Genomic DNA, 21,882 nt, shown 5'->3' on the forward strand with positions numbered 1-21,882 from the left:
ATTTTTTGATTAAGACTCAATTTATCTTTAGAATGACTTAATTTTTTTAAATAAGACTTAATTAACCCTCATTTTGACTTAATTGGAGCTGATCTAGACTTAATCACAGAAGAAAAAATAAGATATTGAAAGTTTTTATGAAAAATATTATGAAAACATATTGCCAAAGCACTCATATCGTGATAAAGTAACACTTGTCGTGAAAAAACGACATTGTTTTTGAAAGCACGAGCCATTAGCTCAGTCACGAGCGAAACAACACGAGTTTACTGCGAGTTGTTTCGACGGATAAACGTACGGTATTGCTTGTAGAGGAAGAAACAGGTATTACCGACGGAAATTTTATAGCCCGAGCCATTAGCTCAGTCGGTAGAGCATCTGACTTTTAATCAGAGGGTCGAAGGTTCGAGTCCTTCATGGCTCACCACTTTTTTTAAAAAAGTGGCCCGTTGGTCAAGCGGTTAAGACACCGCCCTTTCACGGCGGTAACACGGGTTCGAATCCCGTACGGGTCACCATTCATTTTTTCTCGAATAACCAGTACTTTTTTACAAGTGGACTCGTGGTGTAGTGGTTAACATGCCTGCCTGTCACGCAGGAGATCGCCGGTTCGACCCCGGTCGGGTCCGCCATTTTTATTTTAAAAAAGTACAAATGAAATAAAAACCAAATTTTTAATTTGGCTCGGTAGCTAAGAGCGTTACCTCACGAGTAAACTTCGATTTGTCTCGACGGATACGCATAAAAGAATAGCTATAAGAGGAAGAGACACACCTTAAATAAAACCAAATTTTCAATTTGGCTCGATAGCTCAGTCGGTAGAGCAGAGGACTGAAAATCCTCGTGTCGGCGGTTCGATTCCGTCTCGAGCCACCATTTTACTTTAAATCCTAAAACATGTTGCATGTCCTGATGAAGGGCATGCTTTTTTTTGCTCTGTTTAGGCGTCACGAATAGATCGAATCCTGCAGTACTTGCCCTACTTACATTGCATAACGGAACGCCGAACAATCAGAAAACAGCTAGAAAATGAGAAAGAGGGATAAGTACTTAACATTAAGAATATAATGTTACCAATTGGGATTAGGAAGGTAGTGATCATACAGATGGAATTTCAATGGGGACTGTATTTGATCGCGAGTTACCTTGTAGGTGGTTTGATGACAGGGTTTCTTGTAGCAAAGCTTTTAAAAGGTGTAGATTTACGACTGCTTGGAAGCGGCAATATAGGTGCACGAAATGCAGGGAGAGTTTTAGGGCCTTCTGGTTTCGTTCTAACATTAGCAGGTGACATCCTTAAAGCAGCGGCAGTCATCTGGGCTGCCATTCAATTTGAATACCCTCCACATATTCAGCTGCTTGGTTTTCTAGCTGTTATTCTAGGCCATCTTTATCCAATATTTCTAAGGTTTCAAGGAGGAAAAGGGGTTGCCTCATTTATCGGAGGTTTGGTCGTTTTTCATTTAGTCTCTGCGATATTAGTTGGTGCAGCATTCCTTTTGTTTTATTCCATTAAACGAAGCTTAACGGTTGCAGGGTTATTTGCCTTTGCACTTGCTCCTTTCTTCTATTGGTTGATTGAAAGACAATGGCTTGAAACGCTCATTCTTCTGCCGATCAGTTTACTCGTTATATATGTTCAAAAAGACGATATTAAGGAAAGAATCAAGTTAAACGAATAATTCTTAAAGAGCAAAAAGAGTTTATCTTTTGCTCTTTTTTGATGGCCCACTTTTACAGTTAGATTACAAAAACCGTGAATTTCTGACAAATTGAAATCCCTTATGATAGGATACTAGAGATAATAAACGGCGAAGATTGTCCTAGGACAATAGACATAGCAGAGAAATAGCAGAGGATCTTTAGGGGGAAAAAGAAGAGTGCAGAATCGAAAAACCACTGAAAGATTTATAAGAAAACTAGTTCCGTTATTTTTAGCAGTTATTATGATACTCTCAACATTTACGTTGAATCCTTCTGTAACAAACGCACATCACGATGATAACCAGTTAATAAAAACAGTTTTCCATGTTTATGTTGATGGGGTAAAGATTGGTACAGTAAGGGAAAAAAGTGTTGTTAATCAGACAGTTGAGCATATTTTACAGAATGCAAAAGGCAGAAAGAGCGATTTTGCCTTTACCATAAATGAATCTATAGAGTTAAAGCCAGAAAAGATGTTTCGGCCACAGTTCGATCATGAAGCGGCTAGAAAAGCGTTAACAAAGCATTTATCTGTTTCAATAGAAGCTTACCGTTTGGTGGTGGGTGGACAGACAGCAGCTTATGTTTCTAGTGAAAAAGAAGCAGAGGACATACTTTTAAAGCTTCAACTTGAACATGTTTCAAAAGAAGAACTGGATGCTATAAATAAAAAGAAGGCTAAAGATAAAGAACTTGAAATACCAGATCTAAAACCTGGTGAAAGTAAAGTTGTTGACGTTGATTTTTCTAATCCTATTTTAATTTGGAAGGCACAGACATCCATTAATGAACTCGTTTCTGTTAAGGAAGCGATGTCCCGTATAAAAGAAGGGACACTTCAAAGAAAAGAACATGTTGTTTTAGAAGGGGAAACAGTTGAATCGATTACTGAAAAGTATCACTTATCAATGGATCAATTTTTCACGTTGAATCCAAGAATGCTGCTAGCGCCCGTTATTCGAACAGGTGACTCAGTAACCGTAACAGAAAAGAAGCCTTTTACCGAAGTACTCGTCTATAAAGCCACTCGTGTTCAAAACGAGATTCCTTTTCAAATTGAAAAGCAGGAAGACAGTACAATAGAAAAAGGCCAGACAAAAACGGTACAAAAAGGTCAAAACGGATTAGAGGATATCACCTTTACTGTTTATAATGCAGACAACAAGCTTCTTCAAAAAGATATCTTGAAGAAAGAGCAAGTAAAAGCACCTGTAACTGAGATTCAAAAGATCGGTACAAAGGTGATCCCATCTAAGGGAACAGGCACTCTTTCATGGCCTGCCGTTGGTGGATATATTTCCAGCCATAAAGGATCACGCTGGGGAAGGCAGCATAAAGGAATCGATATTGCTCGTCCATCTGAACGCTCTATCCTTGCTGCAGATAATGGCACCGTCGTATTTGCGGGCTGGGACGGGGATTATGGCAAAAAGATCATCATCAATCATAACAATGGAATGAGAACTATCTATGCTCATTTGAATTCTCTTTCTGTATCAACAGGGGATGTGGTGCAGAAGGGTTCAAAGATTGGTGTGATGGGTTCTACAGGCCGATCGACAGGTGTACATTTACATTTTGAAGTATACGAGAATGGTGATCTGAAAAATCCTGCAGATTACTTGTGATAATACGTGTAAGACCTCTTGGGAATGAACCATTTCTGGGAGGTTTTTCTTATCAGAAATTAGAAGGTTTTACTAGTAGTATGGAGAAAGTTTCAACTGTGATAAAATAGTAGAGATACCATTTAAAACAAACAATAAAGTATATATCCTGCTATATATAAAATAGAGTTTCCGAAGAAGGAGCGTTCCCATGGAAAAGAAAATTCTCGTAGTGGATGATGAAAAACCAATTGCAGACATCCTGCAGTTCAATCTTGAAAAAGAAGGATTTACTGTCATTTGTGCCTATGACGGTATAAATGCACTTGAAAAGGTTGAGAAAGAAAAGCCTGATATGATTCTGCTTGATATTATGCTTCCTTTAAAAGATGGCATGGAAGTATGCCGTGAAATCCGTAAAAAATATGATATGCCGATTATTATGCTTACAGCTAAAGATTCGGAAATTGATAAAGTACTAGGATTAGAGCTTGGTGCGGATGATTATGTGACAAAGCCTTTTAGCACACGAGAATTGATCGCTCGTGTCAAAGCAAATCTGCGCCGTCATCAACAAGAAGCAGAGCGTGAGGTAGATGAGAACAATGAGATCACGATCGGTTCTTTAACCATCCATCCTGATGCTTATATTGTTACAAAACGCGGTGAAACCATTGAGTTAACACATCGAGAATTTGAATTGCTGCATTATCTGGCTAAACATATCGGACAAGTGATGACACGTGAACACTTGCTGCAAACGGTGTGGGGGTACGACTATTTTGGAGATGTTCGAACAGTTGATGTTACCGTTCGCCGTCTCCGTGAAAAAGTAGAAGATAACCCGAGCCACCCATTATGGATCATTACAAGACGCGGAGTGGGGTATTACCTAAGAAATCCTGATCAGGAGTAATCATCATGGATAAAGTGAATTTTTTTAAATCAATACATGTCAAATTTGTATTGATTTATGTTTTGCTCATTTTAATAGCCATGCAAGTGATCAGCGTTTATTTTATTAATAACCTAGAGGCTGATCTTCGGCAAAGCTTCTCTAAATCACTCTATGACAGAGTGAATTTATTAGAGTTTAATATTGAGCAAAAGATGAAGGACGCAAGTAAGTATAAAAATAGTAAAAACGAAGATGGGGAAGAACAGGTAACGCTTGAAGAAGATATTCAAGCGTTAATTGATGAGGAGTTTGAAGAAAAAGAATTACAAGTCTTGAATAAAGAAGGTATGGTTCTTGCCAGCAACAAACAAAGGCTGGTCGGCCAAATCAGCTTTAACCCTAAGATTAAAATCGCTCTTGAAGGCACTGTTGATGATGAGATCATGCTTACACCTGAGGGTGAAAGGGTTATGGTTTTGGCAAAGCCGATTCAGATAAACAGTGATGGACCAACCATCGGAGCTATTTATCTACAAGCCTCTATCGAAAGCATCTTCAAACAAATTCAGCGTATTAATAATATTTTAGTAACCGGTACAGTAATCGCTCTGATTATTACAGGACTACTCGGTGTCTTCTTGGCGCGTACGATAACCCGTCCAATGGCAGATATGAGAAAACAGGCTCTGGTTATGGCCAGAGGAGATTTCTCGCGTAAAGTTCAGCTTTATGGAGATGATGAGATCGGACAGCTGGCGATGACGTTTAACAACCTGACGACAAAGCTCCAAGAAGCGACTGCCATTACCGAGAGTGAAAGAAGAAAGCTGCGTTCAGTCCTGACCTATATGACTGATGGTGTGATCGCGACAGATCGAGATGGAGCCATCATTCTTATGAATGACCGCGCTGAAGAAATGCTGAATATCTCCAGGCAGAATGCACTTGGCACTTCACTATTGGAACTGCTTCGATTAAACACGAATTATACATGGGAAGAGCTGTATAACGAATATGAGTCTATGCTGCTTGATTTCAGTACAGACGATCTTCATTATGTCGTCCGGGCTAACTTCTCAACCATCCAAAAAGATGATGGGCCAATTAATGGTCTTATTTGTGTTCTTCATGATGTAACAGAACAAGAACAAATAGATAACGAACGAAGAGAGTTTGTATTTAACGTTTCACATGAGTTAAGAACGCCTCTTACTACGATGAGGAGCTATCTAGAAGCCCTTGCAGACGGTGCTTGGCAGGATGATAATATTGCCCCGCGTTTCCTTGAAGTAACCCAAAATGAAACAGAGCGTATGATCAGACTTGTTACAGATCTGCTTCAACTTTCAAAAATGGATAGCAAAGACTATAGATTTAACTTCCGTGAGATTGATTTGATTCACTTTTTAAACGGGATTATTGATCGTTTTGACATGCTTGAAAAAGAAAATATTGAGTTATCCCGCTCACTGCCTGACACCTTGATCCCTGTTCAAATGGATACTGACAAGATGACACAAGTATTGGATAACATCATTTCTAATGCGATGAAGTATTCTCCTGAAGGTGGTACGATCACGTTTACAGCTGTAGTTATCGGCCGAAAAGTAAAAGTGAGCATCTCTGATCAGGGTGTAGGAATTCCCAAGAACAACGTATCCAAGATTTTTGACCGTTTCTTTAGAGTAGACCGAGCACGTTCTAGAGATATAGGCGGAACGGGGCTGGGTCTTGCGATCGCAAAAGAAATTGTGCTGGCGCACGGCGGAGATATATGGGCAGAAAGTGAATGGGGACAAGGAACAACGATACATTTCACTCTTCCTTTAAGAAAAGTTAAGGAGGGGCCAAAAGCATGAACTGGTTAAAATGGATTACACATACAAGAAAAGTGATTACGTATGTTCGTGAAAACCGTGAATTGATAAAGTCAGTTGTTTTAACGTCATTGATCGCATTAAGCCTTGTCTTAACATGGAGCTTGTGGACTTTTAAACCGAGCTACCCTGCATTAGAGGATCCACGAACAGTGAAAAAGGAAATGGTAGAAGATCAGCTTTCTTTATCTGAAGCTGTCTATCCTACCCAAGTAATCTATCACAAAGACAATGAATTATATGGAGCAGAAGCTAACAATCAGATCAATTTATTTCATAAAGTCTTAAGTGAGACAAGATTTACTTTTGATACAGGTCCAAAGAATGATCAAACATTTGACCCTGCTGATGAGAGCTTTATAAAGAAAACAAACTATGTAGAAGTAATCTATCCTGTAGGAATGAGTCAGGAGATATATAAAGATGTCTTTTCTTTTGAAGCAGCTCAAATTACAGCAAGCAAGCCTCAGAACGTAGACAGACTATACTTGTATCAAAGCAATACAGGCGGCGTTGAAGGGTATCTGATCTCGTATCAGCCACAGAAGAAACAAAAAATTAAAGCGATAAATAATGACGCACTTTTGCCTTTGCTAAAGCAAATGAATCAACTTGTCGCAAAAGAGGATTTTAAGCCTTATGTTTCTCATGACATTAAAGAAGAGACAAGTGAAGGGGAAAATGAGATTAAAGACCGCTTCTATTTTCCTATGAATTCTATAATAGTAAACAGCAACGCTTATATCTCAAAAGCCATCAATGAAGAAACGAAAGAGAAATATAAAAAAGCTCTATTTAAGGATCCTTTAGCCGTTAAAAGTGCTTCTACGGCTGTAAATGAAGAAACATTTACAGATGGTACAGCTGCAATGGTTATAAATGAAACAGAAAACCGATTCACGTATACAAACTTTGCAGGTTTAACAAATGGGAGTCAAAGCACGATCAATTCTCCACTATTCCTGTCTATAGACTATGTAAATACGCATGCAGGATGGGGCGGTAATCCTTATATCGTATCATCTCTCGATAACGAAACGGCTGGGTTTTGGCTTTACGTAGACGAACTGCCAGTATTGGATGATGATATGCAGATGAGTCTTAGCTGGTCTGAAGGTGAACTCTACCAATATAAGAGGTCTATGGTAGAACTGGATACACAATCTAAATATTATCCAGAAGATCTATCAGAGACGATCAAACTGGAATCAGGCAATGAGGTTATCCAAGAGTTAAAGGCTGCTGATTATAACGAGAACTATATTAAGGATGTCCGAATCGGTTATTCCATCAGAAGGCAAAGCAAACCACATATCTATATATTAGAGCCAAAATGGTTTATAAATTATGAAAATCAAGGGTGGTCGCCATTATTTAAAGCTGACAGAGAGGAAGGGTTTTAATTGGATTGGAAAAAAACAAAAAGCATCTTTATCCTTACCTTCCTTGTCTTGAACTTGTTTCTAGGCTATCAGCTCTACCAAAAGAATGATATAAACAATATCGCACCACTTTCTCAACAGCCTTTAGAAGAGATACTGCGAATTAACAATATTGAGTACGAAGATCAGATTCCGAAATATAAAGACGAACAAACACTGATCAGCGCTCAGAGATACAATTTTTCTGATGAAGAAAAATCGTTAAAATTTAAAGAAATTTCGCTGGATCAACAAAAAAGTTCAGATATTACATTGAACTATACATTAAAGAAACCGATGGATCTGCCTAAGAAAGATGACAATGATCTTATAGATACACTGTCTAAGTTTCTAGAAGATAATGTGTCACGCGGTAATGAGTATGCCTATTTTGCCTGGGATAAGAAGAAGAACATCATTTGGTTCAATCAGATTTATTTAAAAAAACCTATCTTTTATAATGCTGCTAATTTTGATCAGCCAAAGGATTCTAATTTAGACTTTGAAGCTCCAAATGGTATGATTAAATTTTACCTTGATGAAAAAGGAAGACTGACAAAGTTTACACAAACGTATCTATTAATCATGCGTCAAGGAGCTCCACAGGAAATTATTGATCCTACTAAAGCGTTAGGAAGGCTGTTCGATACTGCCTACTTAACAAAGGGTGATAAGGTAAAAGACATACAATTGGGGTATTACAGTCTAGTAGAGGTAGGAGACCTTCAAGTATATGCTCCTACTTGGTTTATAGAAACAGAAGACGGACAGTATTTAGTTAATGCAACTGACAGTTCCATTCAAGTGTTATCGGGAGAAGAAGAGTAGAAAGGAACATGCGGTTATGAGTTTGAAATTTAGCGTTCTTGCTAGTGGAAGCTCGGGGAATGCGATATACGTAGAGACGGAAAAGACACGCTTGCTTGTTGATGCAGGTCTGAGTGCAAAACAGATTCAAATTCTTTTTGAAAAAGCGGCTTGTGGTGAAGTAGGTGATATTGACGGTATCTTGGTCACTCATGAACATAGCGATCACATAAAAGGACTCGGTGTACTTGCCCGAAAATTTAAGCTGCCGATCTATGCGAATAAGAACACATGGAATGCCATGGACGGCCTGATTGGTGACGTTGCAACGGAACAAAAATTTGAGTTTGAGATGGAAACCGTTAAAACGTTCCATGATCTAGAGGTTGAGTCGTTTGGCGTTTCTCATGATGCAGCTGAGCCGATGTTTTATGTTTTTCATCATAATGGAAGAAAGCTTGCTCTTATGACAGATACGGGCTACGTGAGTGATCGTATGAAAGGGATCATTCGTGACAGCCACTCGCTTGTTATTGAATCTAACCACGATATTAACATGCTTATGATGGGAAGATACCCTTGGAATATTAAACGCCGGATCTTAGGTGATCATGGGCATATATCTAACGAAGATTGTGGACATGCTCTTGCGGATGTTATTGGGGATGGCACTAAACATATATATCTAGCCCATCTGAGTAGAGATAATAACATGAAGGATATTGCGCGCCTAGCGGTTGAACAGACCCTAAAGACCTATGATATCACTGCTGGAGAACAAATTATTCTTCATGATACCGATGCAAGCCAGCCAACAAAACTGGCTTTAGTGTAACTCCTCGCGTTGTTTAAAGTAAACCGTTTCAGGAAATAACAATAAGTGTGGGAAATTATGAAAAATAACCCAAAATGTCCATATTTTCAGGACTAATTGCTTACAATAGGTTATGAACTCATACACTTGATTGTTGAAAGGAACGGTGAAGAGCAATATGGGATATTATGATGACGATTATGAATCCTCATCTCGGCAAAAAGGAAACCGCGGAGGAAAGTTTCTACCAGCTTTGCTAGGAGCCATTCTGGGTGGTTTACTTGTATTATTTACAGTACCTGCCTTAGGAGGGGCGGGTCTGTTGCCGGATAACTTGTACCCTTCTGATGGAGAGGAAAACGGGCTGGATACGGACGAGAACGAAGTAGAAAGAAACGTTGATATCGATCTTACGACAAACGTAACGGATGCAGTAGATAAAGCTTCCGGAGCCGTTGTAGAGGTAATCAACATTCAGCAAACTGATTTTTGGAGCCAGCAGCCCGCTGGTACAGGATCGGGTGTTATCTATAAAAAAGAAGGCAATAAGGCTTACGTTGTAACAAACGATCATGTTGTTGCGGACGCAAGTCAGATTGAAATTACGCTAAGCAACGGAACCAAGCTTAAAGGAACCTTGCGCGGTACCGACCCGCTGATGGATCTAGCTGTCGTTGAGATTGATGGGAGCAAAGTAGAGAGTGTAGCGGAGTTCGGAACATCCGGTGATTTAAAACGAGGGGAACCAGCGATTGCAATCGGTAACCCGTTAGGGAACTTCCCCGGATCTGTAACGCAAGGTATCGTTTCAAGTGCTGACCGCTCTATTCCTATAGATCTTGATCAAGACGGCAACCCGGATTGGCAAGCAGAAGTTATTCAGACTGATGCGGCTATTAATCCAGGTAACAGCGGTGGTGCATTAATCAATATTGCCGGTCAGGTTATCGGAATTAACTCTTCTAAAATTGCTCAGAATGAAGTAGAAGGAATCGGATTCGCCATTCCTTCAGATGTTGCAGAGCCCATTATTGAAGACCTTGAGAAATATGGTGAGACGAGAAGACCATTTTTAGGAGTTAACATCATACCGCTTTCGCAAGTGAACACGTACCAGCGAGAACAAACACTTAAAATTCCAGACAGCGTTCAAGAGGGTGTTGTCGTTATGGAGATCACTCCAGCATCACCAGCTGCCAGAGCCGGAATGAAAGAAATGGACGTAATTGTTGAGATGGACGGAGAAAAGATTAAAGATCCAATCGCTCTTCGTAAATTCCTATACACGAAAGCAAAAATTGGTGATGAAGTTGATGTGACATTCTATCGTAACGGCAAGAAGCAAACTGTTAAGGTTGAACTCAGCGGTGGAAGACAAACTTAAGTTTTTTAAACAGGGGGAATTTTATCTCCCTGTTTTTTGTTTTGATTCCACATGTGGACAACTTTAATAAGGAAGATTATTTACACACAGACCATTATTCGTTAGTGTAGGAAGAGGAATTGTGGATAAGTAGGGAGTGAAGATTTTTGAATATTATTTGCTGTAAAGAGCATGCAGAGCTTGCGATTGACATTATTGTGGATGAATTTGAAACACCGCCGGTCGTAGAGTTATTAACAAAGGAAAGCGAGTTATCAACAGGATGTGAATACTGCAGCAAACAGGGTGTATATAAAGTATCGAACATATGACCGCCTACAATATATGGCCTTCATTGTGTATATGTGGATAAGTTCTGGGGATAACTTATTTGAAAGGAAGTTTTCAACACGTGAATATATCAATTGTTTCAGTAGGGAAATTAAAAGAAAAATACTTAAAGTCAGGTATAGATGAATACTTAAAGAGACTTGGTCCTTATGCGAAGATAGAGATTATAGAGGTTCCTGATGAAAAAGCGCCTGAAACATTAAGTGACCAGGAGATGGTTATGGTTAAAAACGCAGAAGGTGAAAGGATATTGGCTAAGATCGGGCAGGATGTACATGTGATTGCTATGGCTATAGAAGGTAAGGCTGTCTCATCTGAAGATCTGGCTGAAAACTTGGACAAGCTGGCGACTTACGGAAAGAGCAAAGTAGCTTTTGTAATCGGTGGATCTTTAGGTTTAAGTGAGGCTGTTATAAAGCGGGCAAACGAAAAGATCTCTTTTGGAAAGATTACATACCCGCATCAGTTGATGAAACTCGTACTGGTAGAGCAGATTTATCGAGCGTTTCGGATTAATCGGAATGAACCTTACCATAAGTAAATGAGGTTTTTAAACAAAATGTTCAGTAGATATAGTGAGTGGAATACACTTTAGAGTAAATATGAATGATAAAAATATAAAAGGAAAACCACTGAGATTAGTCTCAGTGGTCTTTTCTTTACTTATTATCATTCAACAAGTAGTTATAAATATTGGCTTCGCCAGCTCCATAAAGTGGATCTACTCCGACTTTACCCAAATCAAGGGCACTTTGTCTGATTGCTGCTGCTACTTGAGCAGGTGAGTACTCAGGGTGAGCTGCTTTAATGACTCCAGCCACACCAGCAACTTTTGGTGCTGCCATGGAAGTTCCGTGTAAATAAGAATATCCATGCCATTGTCCATCAGTAAATTTCGTTGTAGCATTACTACCACCATTAGCTCCTACAGGATAAGAAGGATAGGTTGATAATGTACGATACGTAAAATCACGTTTATTTAAATAGTCGCCTTTTGGGTCTGCACGGAACAAACTGTCGTATAATGGACCGTTATCCCCACCAGGACCAGCAACGTCAATTGCATTTCCATAATTAGAGTAGAATGCAATATTATCTGTTGACCACTCATTAGATGAAGAAACGGTAATAACTCCAGGAATTTGGGCTGGTACTACACGAGATGGACCTTTAATGTCTAAACCGTAAGTATCCTTCCAATAAGCCTGCATATCATGTAAATTGTTTAGATCTTTTGAATCATTCCCTGAAGATACAACCACTGTAACTCCTTTTTGGATGGCATACTGAATTGCACGGTGATAAGCTACCATTGAAGCGGAATCACCTTTTTCTCCAAGGTTATGAGCCATCCAACGCCAGCCTCCAATGGACATATTAATAACTTCAACGCCATCGTTTGCTGCAGCTACAATTGCATCAGTAATCCAAGATTGTTGTGCTCCACCTGTTGCACCAAATACGCGGTAAGCTCGGACTGTTAATTCTGGACCTACTCCCTTAACCTTTCCATTGGCGGCAATTGATCCAGCAACATGTGTTCCGTGACCATTTTTATCCCAGGCATCTGTTGTTCCAGGTACAAATGTTTTTGATCCAGCAAGATCAGCGTTATCCTTCAAATCTGGATGGCTGAAGTCAATTCCTGTATCAATGACGGCTACAACGGTATCAGGGTTACCTTCATTTAGCTCATAAGAATCGCCATCATGAGTCAAACGCTGCATATCCCATTGTTTATCCCAATAGCTGTCTGCATTTGAATCCAAAGTAACTTTGCCTCCATCTGGGTTACCAGGAGTAAAATTAACTTTGTTATCTGGATCGGTTTCTAAGTATGCTTCAAGTTCTCTTCCAACAGTCTGAATGTTAGTATCTTGTTTTATATTTGATAGAAAAGTTGAATCGGAGGATGCAACCTCAACAATTCCGATTTCATGTATAACTCTTTCAACATTCCCTCCTGCCTTCGAGATGGTTTCTGAGAAATTACCCGGCAGCTTCCCTTTATACGCTATTACATAATGTTCCTTCTCCGTTGCAGCCTTTGTTTGATTCGGTTGGACCCCAATAAGCAAAGAAAATGATAGAGCCGAACAAATAGATAGCACAGCTAGTTTCTTTTTCATTAATATTACTCCCTTATGTAAATTTAATGTGAATCACAAATTAATTCTAGTACAAGCTCTTCAAAAAATTTGTCGATTAATAAAAAGAAAATTTAAAATATTACGACAAAATAACCTAATATTTGTGATGGCAGACCTAAATATCCCCAGAAAATTAAGAAGAGAAGCTATGCTTACTGCTAGTTAACGAAATAAAAAACCTCATTTTGTTTAGACGAGGAGAACCGTACCACAAGTAAAAAAACCATTTTTATCGATATGGTAAAATGGACAAGAACTGATGAAGAGAGGAACCAATTAAATGTCTAATCTACCAGATTGCCCAAAATGCAATTCCCCTTATGCTTACGAAGACGGCAGCTTTCTTGTTTGTCCAGAGTGTGCTCATGAGTGGACGTCAGAAAGTGAAACTTCCGAACAAGAAGAGAAGGTTGTTAAAGATGCGAATGGAAACATCCTGAAAGATGGTGATTCTGTATCGGTCATTAAGGATCTTAAAGTAAAAGGAACATCTTCTGTTATTAAGATTGGAACAAAAGTAAAAGGAATCCGTCTCGTAGAAGGCGATCATGATATTGATTGCAAGATCGACGGTTTTGGAGCTATGAAGCTTAAGTCAGAGTTCGTAAAAAAGATTTAAGCTCTCATCCCATTCATATTTAATAGATGATAACCAACTTACTTCAAATCTGCTGATATAGCGATAAAGATCGTCCTAAAAAACTGAAAAATATTTATAAACCCCGTTTTTTAATAAGCGGGGTTATTACGCGTTTATATTCATTGACTTGGTTGTTTTAATCCGTACATTATGATGGGAAGAGTGATTTGCGGTCATGGAACGCTCTAGCACTCTGTCATTGCAGTTAACGTGAATTGGACAAGTGTTGCTGTATATAAAAAAAGCTCTAGCCTTGTTGGCTAGAGCTAATTCATTATAAAGATTCCTTGATCACTTTCTTATAATAAAGAACTGATAACATACCGAAGATGGAATAGAGGACGGTATAGACAACCATCACGATAATCATAGGTGTCCATACTTCAGCTCCGAATAAGAACCACCCGGATTGTACAGCGAAATAACCGTGAAGCAATCCGATGGCTAAAGGAATACCAAAATTAAATAGCTGCTTGAACTGGATCCCTTTCAAGAGATCGCCTTGAGTATATCCCAGCTTTCGTAAAATCGTGTAATTGGGCTTCTCACTTTCACCTTCATCCATCTGTTTAAAGTAAAGGATACATCCCGATGTAATCAGGAAAGTAAGTCCTAAGAAACCTACAATGAACATCATTAAGCCCATGTTCTTCTTTTGATTGGTGCTTATTTCAAGACGGGACTCATTGTATAATTTTTCATATGTTCCCGTTGATTTAAAAAGATCATTAGCTTTCTCTAATTTTTCTTTGTTGTTTATATTTACCCCAATATATAGAGTGGATTCTTTTTGAATCTTTGGATCCAAATCCTTTTTGACACGCTTGAATACCGTGTCATCTACAACGGCAACAGGTACGCCGCCTCCTGTAAAGTACCAGGAAACAGGGTGTTCTTGTTCTAGCCCTTGGTAGGTTTGAGGTATAACCTCAGTCTTTCCTTTAATTTGAATCATTCCAGAATCCTTTAATGGCATAAACTTTTGCAAGAGATCGTTATATCCTGTGAAAACTACTTCTTTTGGTGAAACATCTACCCAATCAACAGATTTGTCGCTTATAAGAGGAAGAGGCATTGCCTTTGGGTCTATCACGAGCTCTTCTAAACTTCTATCTACTAGCTGTCCAGCATTAACAGATGCTTGAATGACTTCTAATGATGTCTCGGTGTATTCAATATTATTTTCTTTTAAAGCTGTCTCAAACTTATCTGCAGAATTCCTATCAATGATTGAGAAGTGATGAGGAATATGATCTGCTGCTGTTTTTTCTGCAGAATAATAAGAGATATAGGTCAATGACAACAAGGCTATGGCAAGAGCAGAAACCGTTGTAATGATCGTTAAAAGCAATGCATTAGATTTCATGCGAAACATAACGGATGCCAAGGACATGACTTCATTAATAGACAGGTACCCGTCTTTTCGTTTTCTTAAAAGATGCAGAAGAAAGCTTACAGAACCTTTATAAAAAAGATAAGTACCGAGGATAACGGAAGCCAGAATGAAGATCATTGCTCCAAATAACTCAGGCATTGTAGTAAAGTCACCAGTAAATAGTTTAGAAGAAATGTAATAACCGGTTAAGATCATACCGATCCCGAAAACGCCTATAACAATTTCAAACACGGAAAGCTTCTTAATTTTTCCTTCAGTGGAAGAAGTGACACGGAACAAGGCCAGAATACTTTGCCGTTTAATAAAGATATAGTTCATGATCATGATTAAAAGATAAATGACGGTAAATACGATAAGGGTTTGCACAAGAGCTTGTGATGAAAAACGAAGGGACGCAATCGCATCAACTCCGGTTGTCTTAAATAAGATCATAATAATCAATTTTGAAAAAGAAAATCCAGCAAAAATTCCAATCCATAATGATCCAAAGTAAAGTACAAGGTTTTCAAGTGTCAGGATTCGAAATATCTTATTCTTCGTCATGCCAATAAGCTGAAATAAGCCTATTTCTTTACTGCGCCTTTTAATAAAAATCGTGTTTGCGTATAAAAGGAAGATCGAAACAATCGCCACTAAGAGAATGGATGCCGCTCGGACTGATGCTGCTCCTTTTACTGTTCCTTTTGCAGCATCCATGGATGGGTCATACTGCAGCGTTACAAAAGCGAAATAAAGTGCTGCAATAAAAATCAACGCAAATACATATAGGTAATAGTTCTTTAAATTTTTCTTTATGTTTCGAAAGATCAGCTGATTAATGTTCATGTTGAACACCGCCTAAAACACCTTGCGTTTTCATGATATCTTTAAAGAAGCTCTGTCGATCTTGTTCTCCTTTCATTAACTGGGTATAGATCTGACCATCTTTTATGAATACAACACGGCTGCAATAGCTTGCAGCGACAGGATCATGTGTAACCATTAAGATCGTAGCTTTTCGATTCTGGTTTAGTCCGCTAAGTTTATTTAATAAATCAGATGCGGATTTTGAATCAAGGGCTCCTGTTGGTTCATCAGCAAAGATGATGCTAGGCTCATGAATAAACGCCCGAGCAGCAGATGTACGCTGCTTTTGACCGCCAGAGATTTCGTTTGGGTACTTATCTTTTACCTCATATATACCTAACTCTTTAGCTACCCTGTCAAATTTTTGTTCTGCTTCTTTTTTGGGTGTTTTCGTAATGGATAAAGGCAAAAGAATGTTTTCTTTAACCGTTAATGTATCCAATAAGTTGTAATCTTGAAAGATAAAGCCTAAGTGATTTTTTCTAAATTCTGCAAGCTGCTTTTCTTTCATCGCTGTCATCTCGACTTGGTTTATATGAATCGTGCCTTCGCTGACTCGGTCAATGGATGAAAGTACATTTAACAGAGTAGTCTTTCCAGAGCCAGAAGCCCCCATGATACTAATGAATTCTCCCTTTTCGATAGAAAGGTCTATGCCTTTTAATACTTGCTGTTTGTTTAATTTGTTTCCGTAACTTTTATAAAGCTTAGCGGCTTTTAATATACTCATTTTGTCATTAACTCCTCTCTGAATAGTTCCATTATAGAAAGGGAGAAAACCAATTTCCTTCCATTAGCCGAACAAAACATAAAAGCATGTGACACTTTTGTCACATGCCCATAATATGATCAAATTCGTTTTTAAGCGGAAACGCCAATTTAATAGTTGTTCCGTTGCCTAGCTTTGATTCAGCCGAGATACGTATGTGTAAAGAGTCTGCTGCTTTCTGAGCTAAATATAATCCCATTCCTGTGGAGGCTTGGTCGTGATGTACAGTGGTAGATGTAAATCCTTTATCAAAGATACGGGGGAGATCTCGGGGGTCTATTCCACGACCCGAATCTTTAATTTCAAGATAGGTTCGTTCCTCATGTTCATAGCTTCTTATCATAATGTCAGAAGAATAACTGTATTTAACGGCATTCGTAAGGATCTGGCGAATAATAAATGCCAGCCATTTTGCATCACTAAGAACACGGGTGATCTGAAAATCAAAATCGAAGCCGATCCCTTTTTGAATACACCAGGATTGCAACGTTTTTAGTTCGGAAAAGAGCAGCGTCTCTAATTCTGTCACTTCCATAAAGAGATCGTTCTCAATAAAAGGAATTCGTTTTTGGTGGAGCTGCTGATCCAATAAAAGATGAATCCGGAGCCACTCATACGTTAAGTCTGTTTTTAACGAATTATCCTCGATTCGCTGAATCATTAAATGCATAGCCGTTAAGGGTGTTTTTACCTCGTGGATCCACGATAGCATCTCGTCTTTTTCTTGCTCGATTTGAACCCGGTTTTGAGAAGCAGTCCTTTTTAAGTGTTCCGTTTGTTCAATAATACTTTTCTCTACAATTGTCTCAAAAGGAGTCCTGGATGCTGCTAAGTTTGATAGATCTAGATTATGATCTTTTTCTTCAAGTTGTTTAAAGAAATCAGTTTCACTTTGATACCGTAAAAATAAGAAAAAAGCAAATAAAAAAAGAGATAAAAAGACGATATAACTTATCGATGAAAGTGGGATGGCAGCATCGAGATAAGCGATAAAAAGCAAGATTAGTTGTTGAAAGAGAAAGAAGAGAATCCAACTTCTTCTTTCTTTCATATATCGTTTGATCATACGGATTCCTCTTCAATCGCCATATATCCTTGTCCCACTTTTGTTTCGATGAACTGACCTAATCCGATCTCATCCAGACGCTTACGCAGGCGATTCACGTTAACCGTAAGAGTGTTATCACTTATAAAACGTTTATCATCCCATAAGCTATTGATTAGATTGTCACGACTGACGATCCTATTTTTTTGTTCAATCAAAAGCTTCAGGATAAATACTTCATTTTTAGTCAGTTCAACTGAGCCTTTATCGCTGGTGATTAAATTCTTTTCATAGTCGATGGTTGCCCCGCACCATGTTTTTAAATTTACTGTTTCGGTATTGTAATTATAAACACGGCGAAGAATCGCATGGATCTTAGCGATCAATACATCAAAATGGAACGGCTTTTGTATGAAGTCATCTGCGCCAAGCTGCATGGACATCACCATGTCACTAGGATGGTCACGAGAGGACAAGAATATAATGGGAACATTGGAATGAGATCTGATATTCCTGCACCAATGAAAACCATCAAACTTGGGAAGCTGAATATCAATGATAACTAAGTCCGGCTTAATATCAGTAAATTCCTGAATGACCCTTCCAAAGTCTGTAATGCCATACACTTGATAAGACCATTGAGATAAACGGTCTTTTACTTCGTTAAACAAAGTTAAGTCATCCTCAATTAGTAAAACTTTAAACAAATCTATCACCACGCAAATCACCATTTTATTTATATTGAGTGTATAGCAAAACTTGGATATTTTCTACAAGAGACTCTCTTATATGAGAGGAGATCAAATAGAAAAGGATGGCTTCTTTCACATCTTTATCTTAAACTATGAGGTTTTATCTCACTCATCAGACCGTATGATAACTGCCACTGCAAAATACCTTAAACATGACGAGTTCAAAATGAATGTTCCACATGAAACAATGAAAAAAGAAGGCGAAAAAACACCTTCTATACTTGTATCAGCCTATCCATGCACCTTTTTATTCACACACTCCTGAGTCAGCAGTCAATATAAAAAAAATGAAGCTTTCTTGGACCTAAGAAAGCGCTGCGTCCGCTAAGGTATAAACAATCGCATCGTCAGTAGGAGGATTATGCAGACCTGCTCTTACATCCCGAAAATGTCGCTGCAACGGATTTTGCGCGGAAAGACTTCGAGCACCCACGATCCTCATGGATAAATCGACCACCCGATTTGCACTGTTGGTTACAGAATGTTTAACAGCTGCGAGTTCTGCACCTATATATGGCCGCTGTTCAGGGCGTTCAACCCACTTTCTTGCGATAGCATAAAGGACCGTTCTTGCCTGAAATAGCTCCAGTTCTATTTTGCCGATCTTTCTTCTTACTTCAGGCACGTCTGCAATAGGCCCTTTTAACGTATTAGGACTATAATTGGACGCAAAATCAATCGCATAATCCCGTGCTGCTTGAGCTATGCCAAGATACACAGCAGGAACCTGCAAGTACCAGCCTTTTGGAGACACGTGTTTTCCATCATCAATAACGAGAAGAGCATCTTCGGATACAAATACGTCGTTTAATAAGAGATCATCACTTTTCGTGCCTCTCATGGAGATGCTATCCCAGGTTTCTTTGACCGTCACTCCGTTTAATCGATGATCCACTAAGAAAAAGCCTTTATGATCTGTATGGCTAATGTTAGCTGTAATGATAGAGTAATCTAAGGCTTCTGCCATAGAAGCAAAAGCTTTGCTGCCGTTAATAAGCCACCCTTGATCTTTTTTTACCGCTGTCGTTGTCGGAATACCCCCTCTAGAAGGACTCCCTGTTGCGCGCTCCGTCTGTGCGAGGTTAATGAGTGCATGATGTTCTACGACTTTATGGCTAAGGTTTGCGAATGTGTCTCCAGCCCAATGACGGTTTTCGGCAGCTTCTAAAAGAGTACCTAAATGCCAGCCAAGTGAAAGGGCAGTAGGTGCATCTCCTTCAGCCAAATGTTCCTGTATGGTTAAAAACTCAAGAAGATTTAATCCTTTGCCTCCGAACTCTTTTGGGATGGTGAGGGAAAGAAAGTTATATTTTTTTAGGTCCTGAAAGTTCTCATATGGGAAAATCCCTTCTCTATCTACACGTTCTGCTCGTTTCTTGAAAATTTCTTTTAGCGTTAAAGCTTTGTTTAAACTATCTTCAAACCCCTCACTTACAGTTGGTACATTTAAAAGTTGGCTCACAGTTCTCCTCCTTTATTTTTTTAAAAAAAGGCACAAAAAATCCTCTTTCTAATGACGAAAGAGGACGTAGTTACAAATACGAAGATCACTCTCTCATCTATCAGACAGTTAATCTGTCTGCTGGAATTAGCACCTTTCTTAGAAAAAGCGGTTGCTGCAGGATCGTAGGACCAGTTCCTCCCCTGACTCTTGATAAGATTCATTACCATATTCATTTATTAGTGAACACTATAAGGGATGAGGCAAAGGGCTGTCAATTAAAAATCGAAAACTAAGAAAATTTACTCATTTCAAAAAAGAGGCGTTGACAGGCCACTTTTGATCCTGTATATTTTGTTGATAAATTGAATATCATCGATTTCTTATCGAGAGAGGTGGAGGGACTGGCCCTTTGAAGCCTCGGCAACAACTATTTTAGTACTGTGCCAATTCCAGCAAGCGTAAAGCTTGAGAGATAAGAGGAGACCTATACGTATGTTTTTTAAACGTATCTTTAACCTCTTCTTAAATTTGAAGAGGTTTTTTATTTTCTCTTGGAACGGGTACGAAAAAATTCATGATACGGAGGAAATTATTTTGAGTAAAGAAATTTTGTTAAACGCTTTTGAGATGACAAGTGCCATGCATAATTCTCATGGCCTCTGGAAGCACCCGGAGAACAAGAGACATAGAAACTATAAGGATCTGGATTATTGGATCCATTACGCAAAGCTTTTAGAAAAAGGAAAGTTTGACGCGGTGTTTTTTGCTGATGTACTTGGTGTATACGACGTGTACAAAAAAAGTAAACATCCTTCGATTCGTGATGGGCTGCAAGTTCCGTTGAACGATCCTGCTCTTCTCATTTCAGCGATGGCCAGTGTTACAGAGCATTTGTCTTTCGCTGTAACGGTGAGTACGACGTACGAACAGCCTTTTGGTAATGCTAGACGTTTTTCCACACTCGATCATTTAACAAAAGGACGAATTGCGTGGAATGTCGTAACTTCCTATCTGCCAAACGCCGCCAGAAATTTCGGGTTGGAAGATATGATCAAACACGATGAGAGATACAATATAGCCGATGAATATCTAGAAGTGTCATATAAGCTTTGGGAAAACAGCTGGGAGGATGATGCGGTGATACAGGACATTGAGAGCAACACGCTCGTCAACCCAGAAAAAGTCCATGAGATCCATCACAAAGGGCGCTATTTCAAGGTGGAAGGGCCTCATTTAAGCGAACCATCATTGCAGAGAACGCCGGTTATCTACCAAGCAGGAACATCAGAACGAGGACGTGACTTTGCCGCAAAGCATGCTGAGTGTATTTTTGTAGGCGGTCCAACACCAAAAAGAATTCGTTTTTATGCAGATGACATTCGAACACGAGCAGAGAAACACGGGCGGGACCCGGAGAAAATTAAAATCTTTTCGTTCTTAAACGTTGTGGTAGGCAGAACAACAGAAGAAGCTGAAGAAAAGTTTAAAGCATATGCCAGTGTTTGGAGTTCTGATGCTGCAAAAGCTCAATACGGAGCAAGCGGCTATGACATTGCTGAATATGAAGGGCTGGATGCTGATCTTCCTTTTGCATACAAAAAGTCTACTGAAGGCGGACATTATAAAGCAGCTACTCTTACAACGGATGCTCCTAGACCGCTAACTATCGGAGAAGTTTTAAAACGATTTGAGGAACCTGACAGGGGAAGCTTTATAGTCGGCAATCCAGAAGAAGTAGCAGATGGGATTCAAAAGCAGTTTGAAGAGTCTGGAGTGGATGGTTTTAATTTAAATCATCTGGTTACACCAGGCGACCTTGAAGCCTTTGTGGAGTTGGTTGTACCTGTTCTTCAAGAGAGAGGACTCTACAAAAAAGAATACAGCAAAGGAACACTTAGGGAAAAATTATTTCCGAAAGGTGAATCTTTATTGCCTCAAGACCATCCGGCAGCAAAATTTAGACGAGTTCTTGCAGAAACAAAATAAAAATTCAGCAGA

19 protein-coding genes, 4 tRNA genes and 2 riboswitches are annotated in these 21,882 nt (G+C 39.1%); of the genes, 17 read left to right on the forward strand and 6 right to left on the reverse strand.

Annotated features, from left to right (window positions below; all coding sequences use genetic code 11):
* Window positions 1-351: 351 nt before the first annotated feature.
* From IEV52_RS00175 to rlmH, 14 genes are all read left to right on the forward strand, one after another.
* A tRNA-Lys gene (locus IEV52_RS00175) sits at window positions 352-427 on the forward strand.
* Window positions 428-443: 16 nt separating this feature from the next.
* Window positions 444-518: transfer RNA gene (locus IEV52_RS00180), tRNA-Glu, on the forward strand.
* A 38-nt stretch (window positions 519-556) separates the two neighbouring features.
* Window positions 557-632 (forward strand) — tRNA-Asp (locus IEV52_RS00185).
* A gap of 168 nt (window positions 633-800) precedes the next feature.
* A tRNA-Phe gene (locus IEV52_RS00190) sits at window positions 801-876 on the forward strand.
* Window positions 877-1,106: 230 nt separating this feature from the next.
* Window positions 1,107-1,682 (forward strand): glycerol-3-phosphate acyltransferase, encoded by a 576-nt coding sequence (locus IEV52_RS00195; protein ID WP_188400530.1) that lies wholly within the window; start codon window positions 1,107-1,109, stop codon window positions 1,680-1,682.
* A gap of 198 nt (window positions 1,683-1,880) precedes the next feature.
* Window positions 1,881-3,332 (forward strand): peptidoglycan DD-metalloendopeptidase family protein, encoded by a 1,452-nt coding sequence (locus IEV52_RS00200; RefSeq protein ID WP_188400531.1) that lies wholly within the window; start codon window positions 1,881-1,883, stop codon window positions 3,330-3,332.
* Window positions 3,333-3,522: 190 nt separating this feature from the next.
* Entirely contained in the window at window positions 3,523-4,227 is a 705-nt protein-coding gene (yycF, locus tag IEV52_RS00205) for a response regulator YycF (protein ID WP_188400532.1), read from the forward strand.
* A 5-nt stretch (window positions 4,228-4,232) separates the two neighbouring features.
* Window positions 4,233-6,068, forward strand: a complete 1,836-nt coding sequence (gene walK, locus IEV52_RS00210) for a cell wall metabolism sensor histidine kinase WalK (protein ID WP_188400533.1) — start codon at window positions 4,233-4,235, stop codon at window positions 6,066-6,068.
* Entirely contained in the window at window positions 6,065-7,489 is a 1,425-nt protein-coding gene (locus tag IEV52_RS00215; RefSeq protein WP_188400534.1) for a YycH family regulatory protein, read from the forward strand. Before walK ends, IEV52_RS00215 begins: the two co-directional genes overlap by 4 nt.
* On the forward strand, window positions 7,490-8,335 hold the full coding sequence (locus tag IEV52_RS00220; RefSeq protein WP_188400535.1) for a two-component system regulatory protein YycI: 846 nt from the start codon (window positions 7,490-7,492) through the stop codon (window positions 8,333-8,335).
* A 16-nt stretch (window positions 8,336-8,351) separates the two neighbouring features.
* Window positions 8,352-9,149: an MBL fold metallo-hydrolase gene (locus IEV52_RS00225; RefSeq protein ID WP_188400536.1), complete on the forward strand. Its 798-nt coding sequence runs from the start codon at window positions 8,352-8,354 to the stop codon at window positions 9,147-9,149.
* 157 nt (window positions 9,150-9,306) lie between these two features.
* Window positions 9,307-10,512 carry a S1C family serine protease gene (locus IEV52_RS00230; RefSeq protein ID WP_188400537.1) on the forward strand — a complete coding sequence of 402 codons (1,206 nt, stop codon included), beginning with the start codon at window positions 9,307-9,309 and terminating at the stop codon, window positions 10,510-10,512.
* A 146-nt stretch (window positions 10,513-10,658) separates the two neighbouring features.
* The gene (locus IEV52_RS00235) at window positions 10,659-10,823 is read left to right on the forward strand and encodes a CxxH/CxxC protein (RefSeq protein ID WP_188400538.1); all 165 of its coding nucleotides are present in this window, start codon (window positions 10,659-10,661) and stop codon (window positions 10,821-10,823) included.
* A gap of 80 nt (window positions 10,824-10,903) precedes the next feature.
* Window positions 10,904-11,383 (forward strand): 23S rRNA (pseudouridine(1915)-N(3))-methyltransferase RlmH, encoded by a 480-nt coding sequence (gene rlmH, locus IEV52_RS00240; RefSeq protein WP_188400539.1) that lies wholly within the window; start codon window positions 10,904-10,906, stop codon window positions 11,381-11,383.
* A 118-nt stretch (window positions 11,384-11,501) separates the two neighbouring features.
* Here rlmH and IEV52_RS00245 read toward each other — a convergent pair whose 3' ends face one another.
* A complete protein-coding gene (locus IEV52_RS00245; protein ID WP_188400540.1) occupies window positions 11,502-12,971 on the reverse strand; it encodes a S8 family peptidase in 1,470 nt (489 codons plus the stop codon).
* Between the two features lie 301 nt (window positions 12,972-13,272).
* Here IEV52_RS00245 and IEV52_RS00250 point away from each other — a divergent pair, with 301 nt between their 5' ends.
* Window positions 13,273-13,611 (forward strand): zinc ribbon domain-containing protein YjdM, encoded by a 339-nt coding sequence (locus IEV52_RS00250; protein WP_188400541.1) that lies wholly within the window; start codon window positions 13,273-13,275, stop codon window positions 13,609-13,611.
* Between the two features lie 295 nt (window positions 13,612-13,906).
* Here IEV52_RS00250 and IEV52_RS00255 read toward each other — a convergent pair whose 3' ends face one another.
* The 4 genes from IEV52_RS00255 to IEV52_RS00270 all read right to left on the reverse strand — a co-directional run bounded on the left by IEV52_RS00255 (window position 13,907) and on the right by IEV52_RS00270 (window position 18,395).
* A complete protein-coding gene (locus IEV52_RS00255; protein ID WP_188400542.1) occupies window positions 13,907-15,853 on the reverse strand; it encodes an ABC transporter permease in 1,947 nt (648 codons plus the stop codon).
* Window positions 15,843-16,604 (reverse strand): ABC transporter ATP-binding protein, encoded by a 762-nt coding sequence (locus IEV52_RS00260; protein ID WP_188400543.1) that lies wholly within the window; start codon window positions 16,602-16,604, stop codon window positions 15,843-15,845. The genes IEV52_RS00255 and IEV52_RS00260 overlap by 11 nt, the downstream gene beginning before the upstream one ends.
* A 100-nt stretch (window positions 16,605-16,704) precedes the next feature.
* Window positions 16,705-17,709: a sensor histidine kinase gene (locus tag IEV52_RS00265; protein ID WP_188400544.1), complete on the reverse strand. Its 1,005-nt coding sequence runs from the start codon at window positions 17,707-17,709 to the stop codon at window positions 16,705-16,707.
* Entirely contained in the window at window positions 17,706-18,395 is a 690-nt protein-coding gene (locus tag IEV52_RS00270) for a response regulator transcription factor (RefSeq protein ID WP_188402186.1), read from the reverse strand. The genes IEV52_RS00265 and IEV52_RS00270 overlap by 4 nt, the downstream gene beginning before the upstream one ends.
* Before the next feature lie 82 nt (window positions 18,396-18,477).
* On the opposite strand from IEV52_RS00270, the gene IEV52_RS00275 reads away from it, so the two are divergent.
* Window positions 18,478-18,705 (forward strand): hypothetical protein, encoded by a 228-nt coding sequence (locus IEV52_RS00275; protein ID WP_188400545.1) that lies wholly within the window; start codon window positions 18,478-18,480, stop codon window positions 18,703-18,705.
* A 39-nt stretch (window positions 18,706-18,744) separates the two neighbouring features.
* Here the strand turns inward: IEV52_RS00275 and IEV52_RS00280 are convergent, their stop codons facing one another.
* The gene (locus IEV52_RS00280) at window positions 18,745-19,902 is read right to left on the reverse strand and encodes an acyl-CoA dehydrogenase family protein (protein ID WP_188400546.1); all 1,158 of its coding nucleotides are present in this window, start codon (window positions 19,900-19,902) and stop codon (window positions 18,745-18,747) included.
* A 90-nt stretch (window positions 19,903-19,992) separates the two neighbouring features.
* Window positions 19,993-20,101: riboswitch (SAM riboswitch) on the reverse strand.
* Window positions 20,102-20,261: 160 nt separating this feature from the next.
* A riboswitch (SAM riboswitch) is annotated at window positions 20,262-20,363 on the forward strand.
* Between the two features lie 115 nt (window positions 20,364-20,478).
* Between IEV52_RS00280 and IEV52_RS00285 the strand changes: the two genes are divergently transcribed.
* A complete protein-coding gene (locus IEV52_RS00285) occupies window positions 20,479-21,870 on the forward strand; it encodes an LLM class flavin-dependent oxidoreductase (protein ID WP_188400547.1) in 1,392 nt (463 codons plus the stop codon).
* Window positions 21,871-21,882: the final 12 nt, after the last annotated feature.

This window comes from Fictibacillus barbaricus, from assembly GCF_014635025.1.
GTDB classification, from domain to species: domain Bacteria; phylum Bacillota; class Bacilli; order Bacillales; family Fictibacillaceae; genus Fictibacillus; species Fictibacillus barbaricus.

Excerpts from the sequence above, each read along its gene's own strand:
- IEV52_RS00195 (WP_188400530.1), top strand. The coding sequence starts at position 1,107 with ATGGAATTTCAATGGGGACTGTATTTGATCGCGAGTTACCTTGTAGGT.
- yycF (WP_188400532.1), top strand. The coding sequence starts at position 3,523 with ATGGAAAAGAAAATTCTCGTAGTGGATGATGAAAAACCAATTGCAGAC.
- walK (WP_188400533.1), top strand. The coding sequence starts at position 4,233 with ATGGATAAAGTGAATTTTTTTAAATCAATACATGTCAAATTTGTATTG.
- IEV52_RS00215 (WP_188400534.1), top strand. The coding sequence starts at position 6,065 with ATGAACTGGTTAAAATGGATTACACATACAAGAAAAGTGATTACGTAT.
- IEV52_RS00225 (WP_188400536.1), top strand. The coding sequence starts at position 8,352 with ATGAGTTTGAAATTTAGCGTTCTTGCTAGTGGAAGCTCGGGGAATGCG.
- IEV52_RS00230 (WP_188400537.1), top strand. The coding sequence starts at position 9,307 with ATGGGATATTATGATGACGATTATGAATCCTCATCTCGGCAAAAAGGA.
- IEV52_RS00245 (WP_188400540.1), bottom strand. The coding sequence starts at position 12,971 with ATGAAAAAGAAACTAGCTGTGCTATCTATTTGTTCGGCTCTATCATTT.
- IEV52_RS00250 (WP_188400541.1), top strand. The coding sequence starts at position 13,273 with ATGTCTAATCTACCAGATTGCCCAAAATGCAATTCCCCTTATGCTTAC.
- IEV52_RS00255 (WP_188400542.1), bottom strand. The coding sequence starts at position 15,853 with ATGAACATTAATCAGCTGATCTTTCGAAACATAAAGAAAAATTTAAAG.
- IEV52_RS00260 (WP_188400543.1), bottom strand. The coding sequence starts at position 16,604 with ATGAGTATATTAAAAGCCGCTAAGCTTTATAAAAGTTACGGAAACAAA.
- IEV52_RS00265 (WP_188400544.1), bottom strand. The coding sequence starts at position 17,709 with ATGATCAAACGATATATGAAAGAAAGAAGAAGTTGGATTCTCTTCTTT.
- IEV52_RS00275 (WP_188400545.1), top strand. The coding sequence starts at position 18,478 with ATGAGAGGAGATCAAATAGAAAAGGATGGCTTCTTTCACATCTTTATC.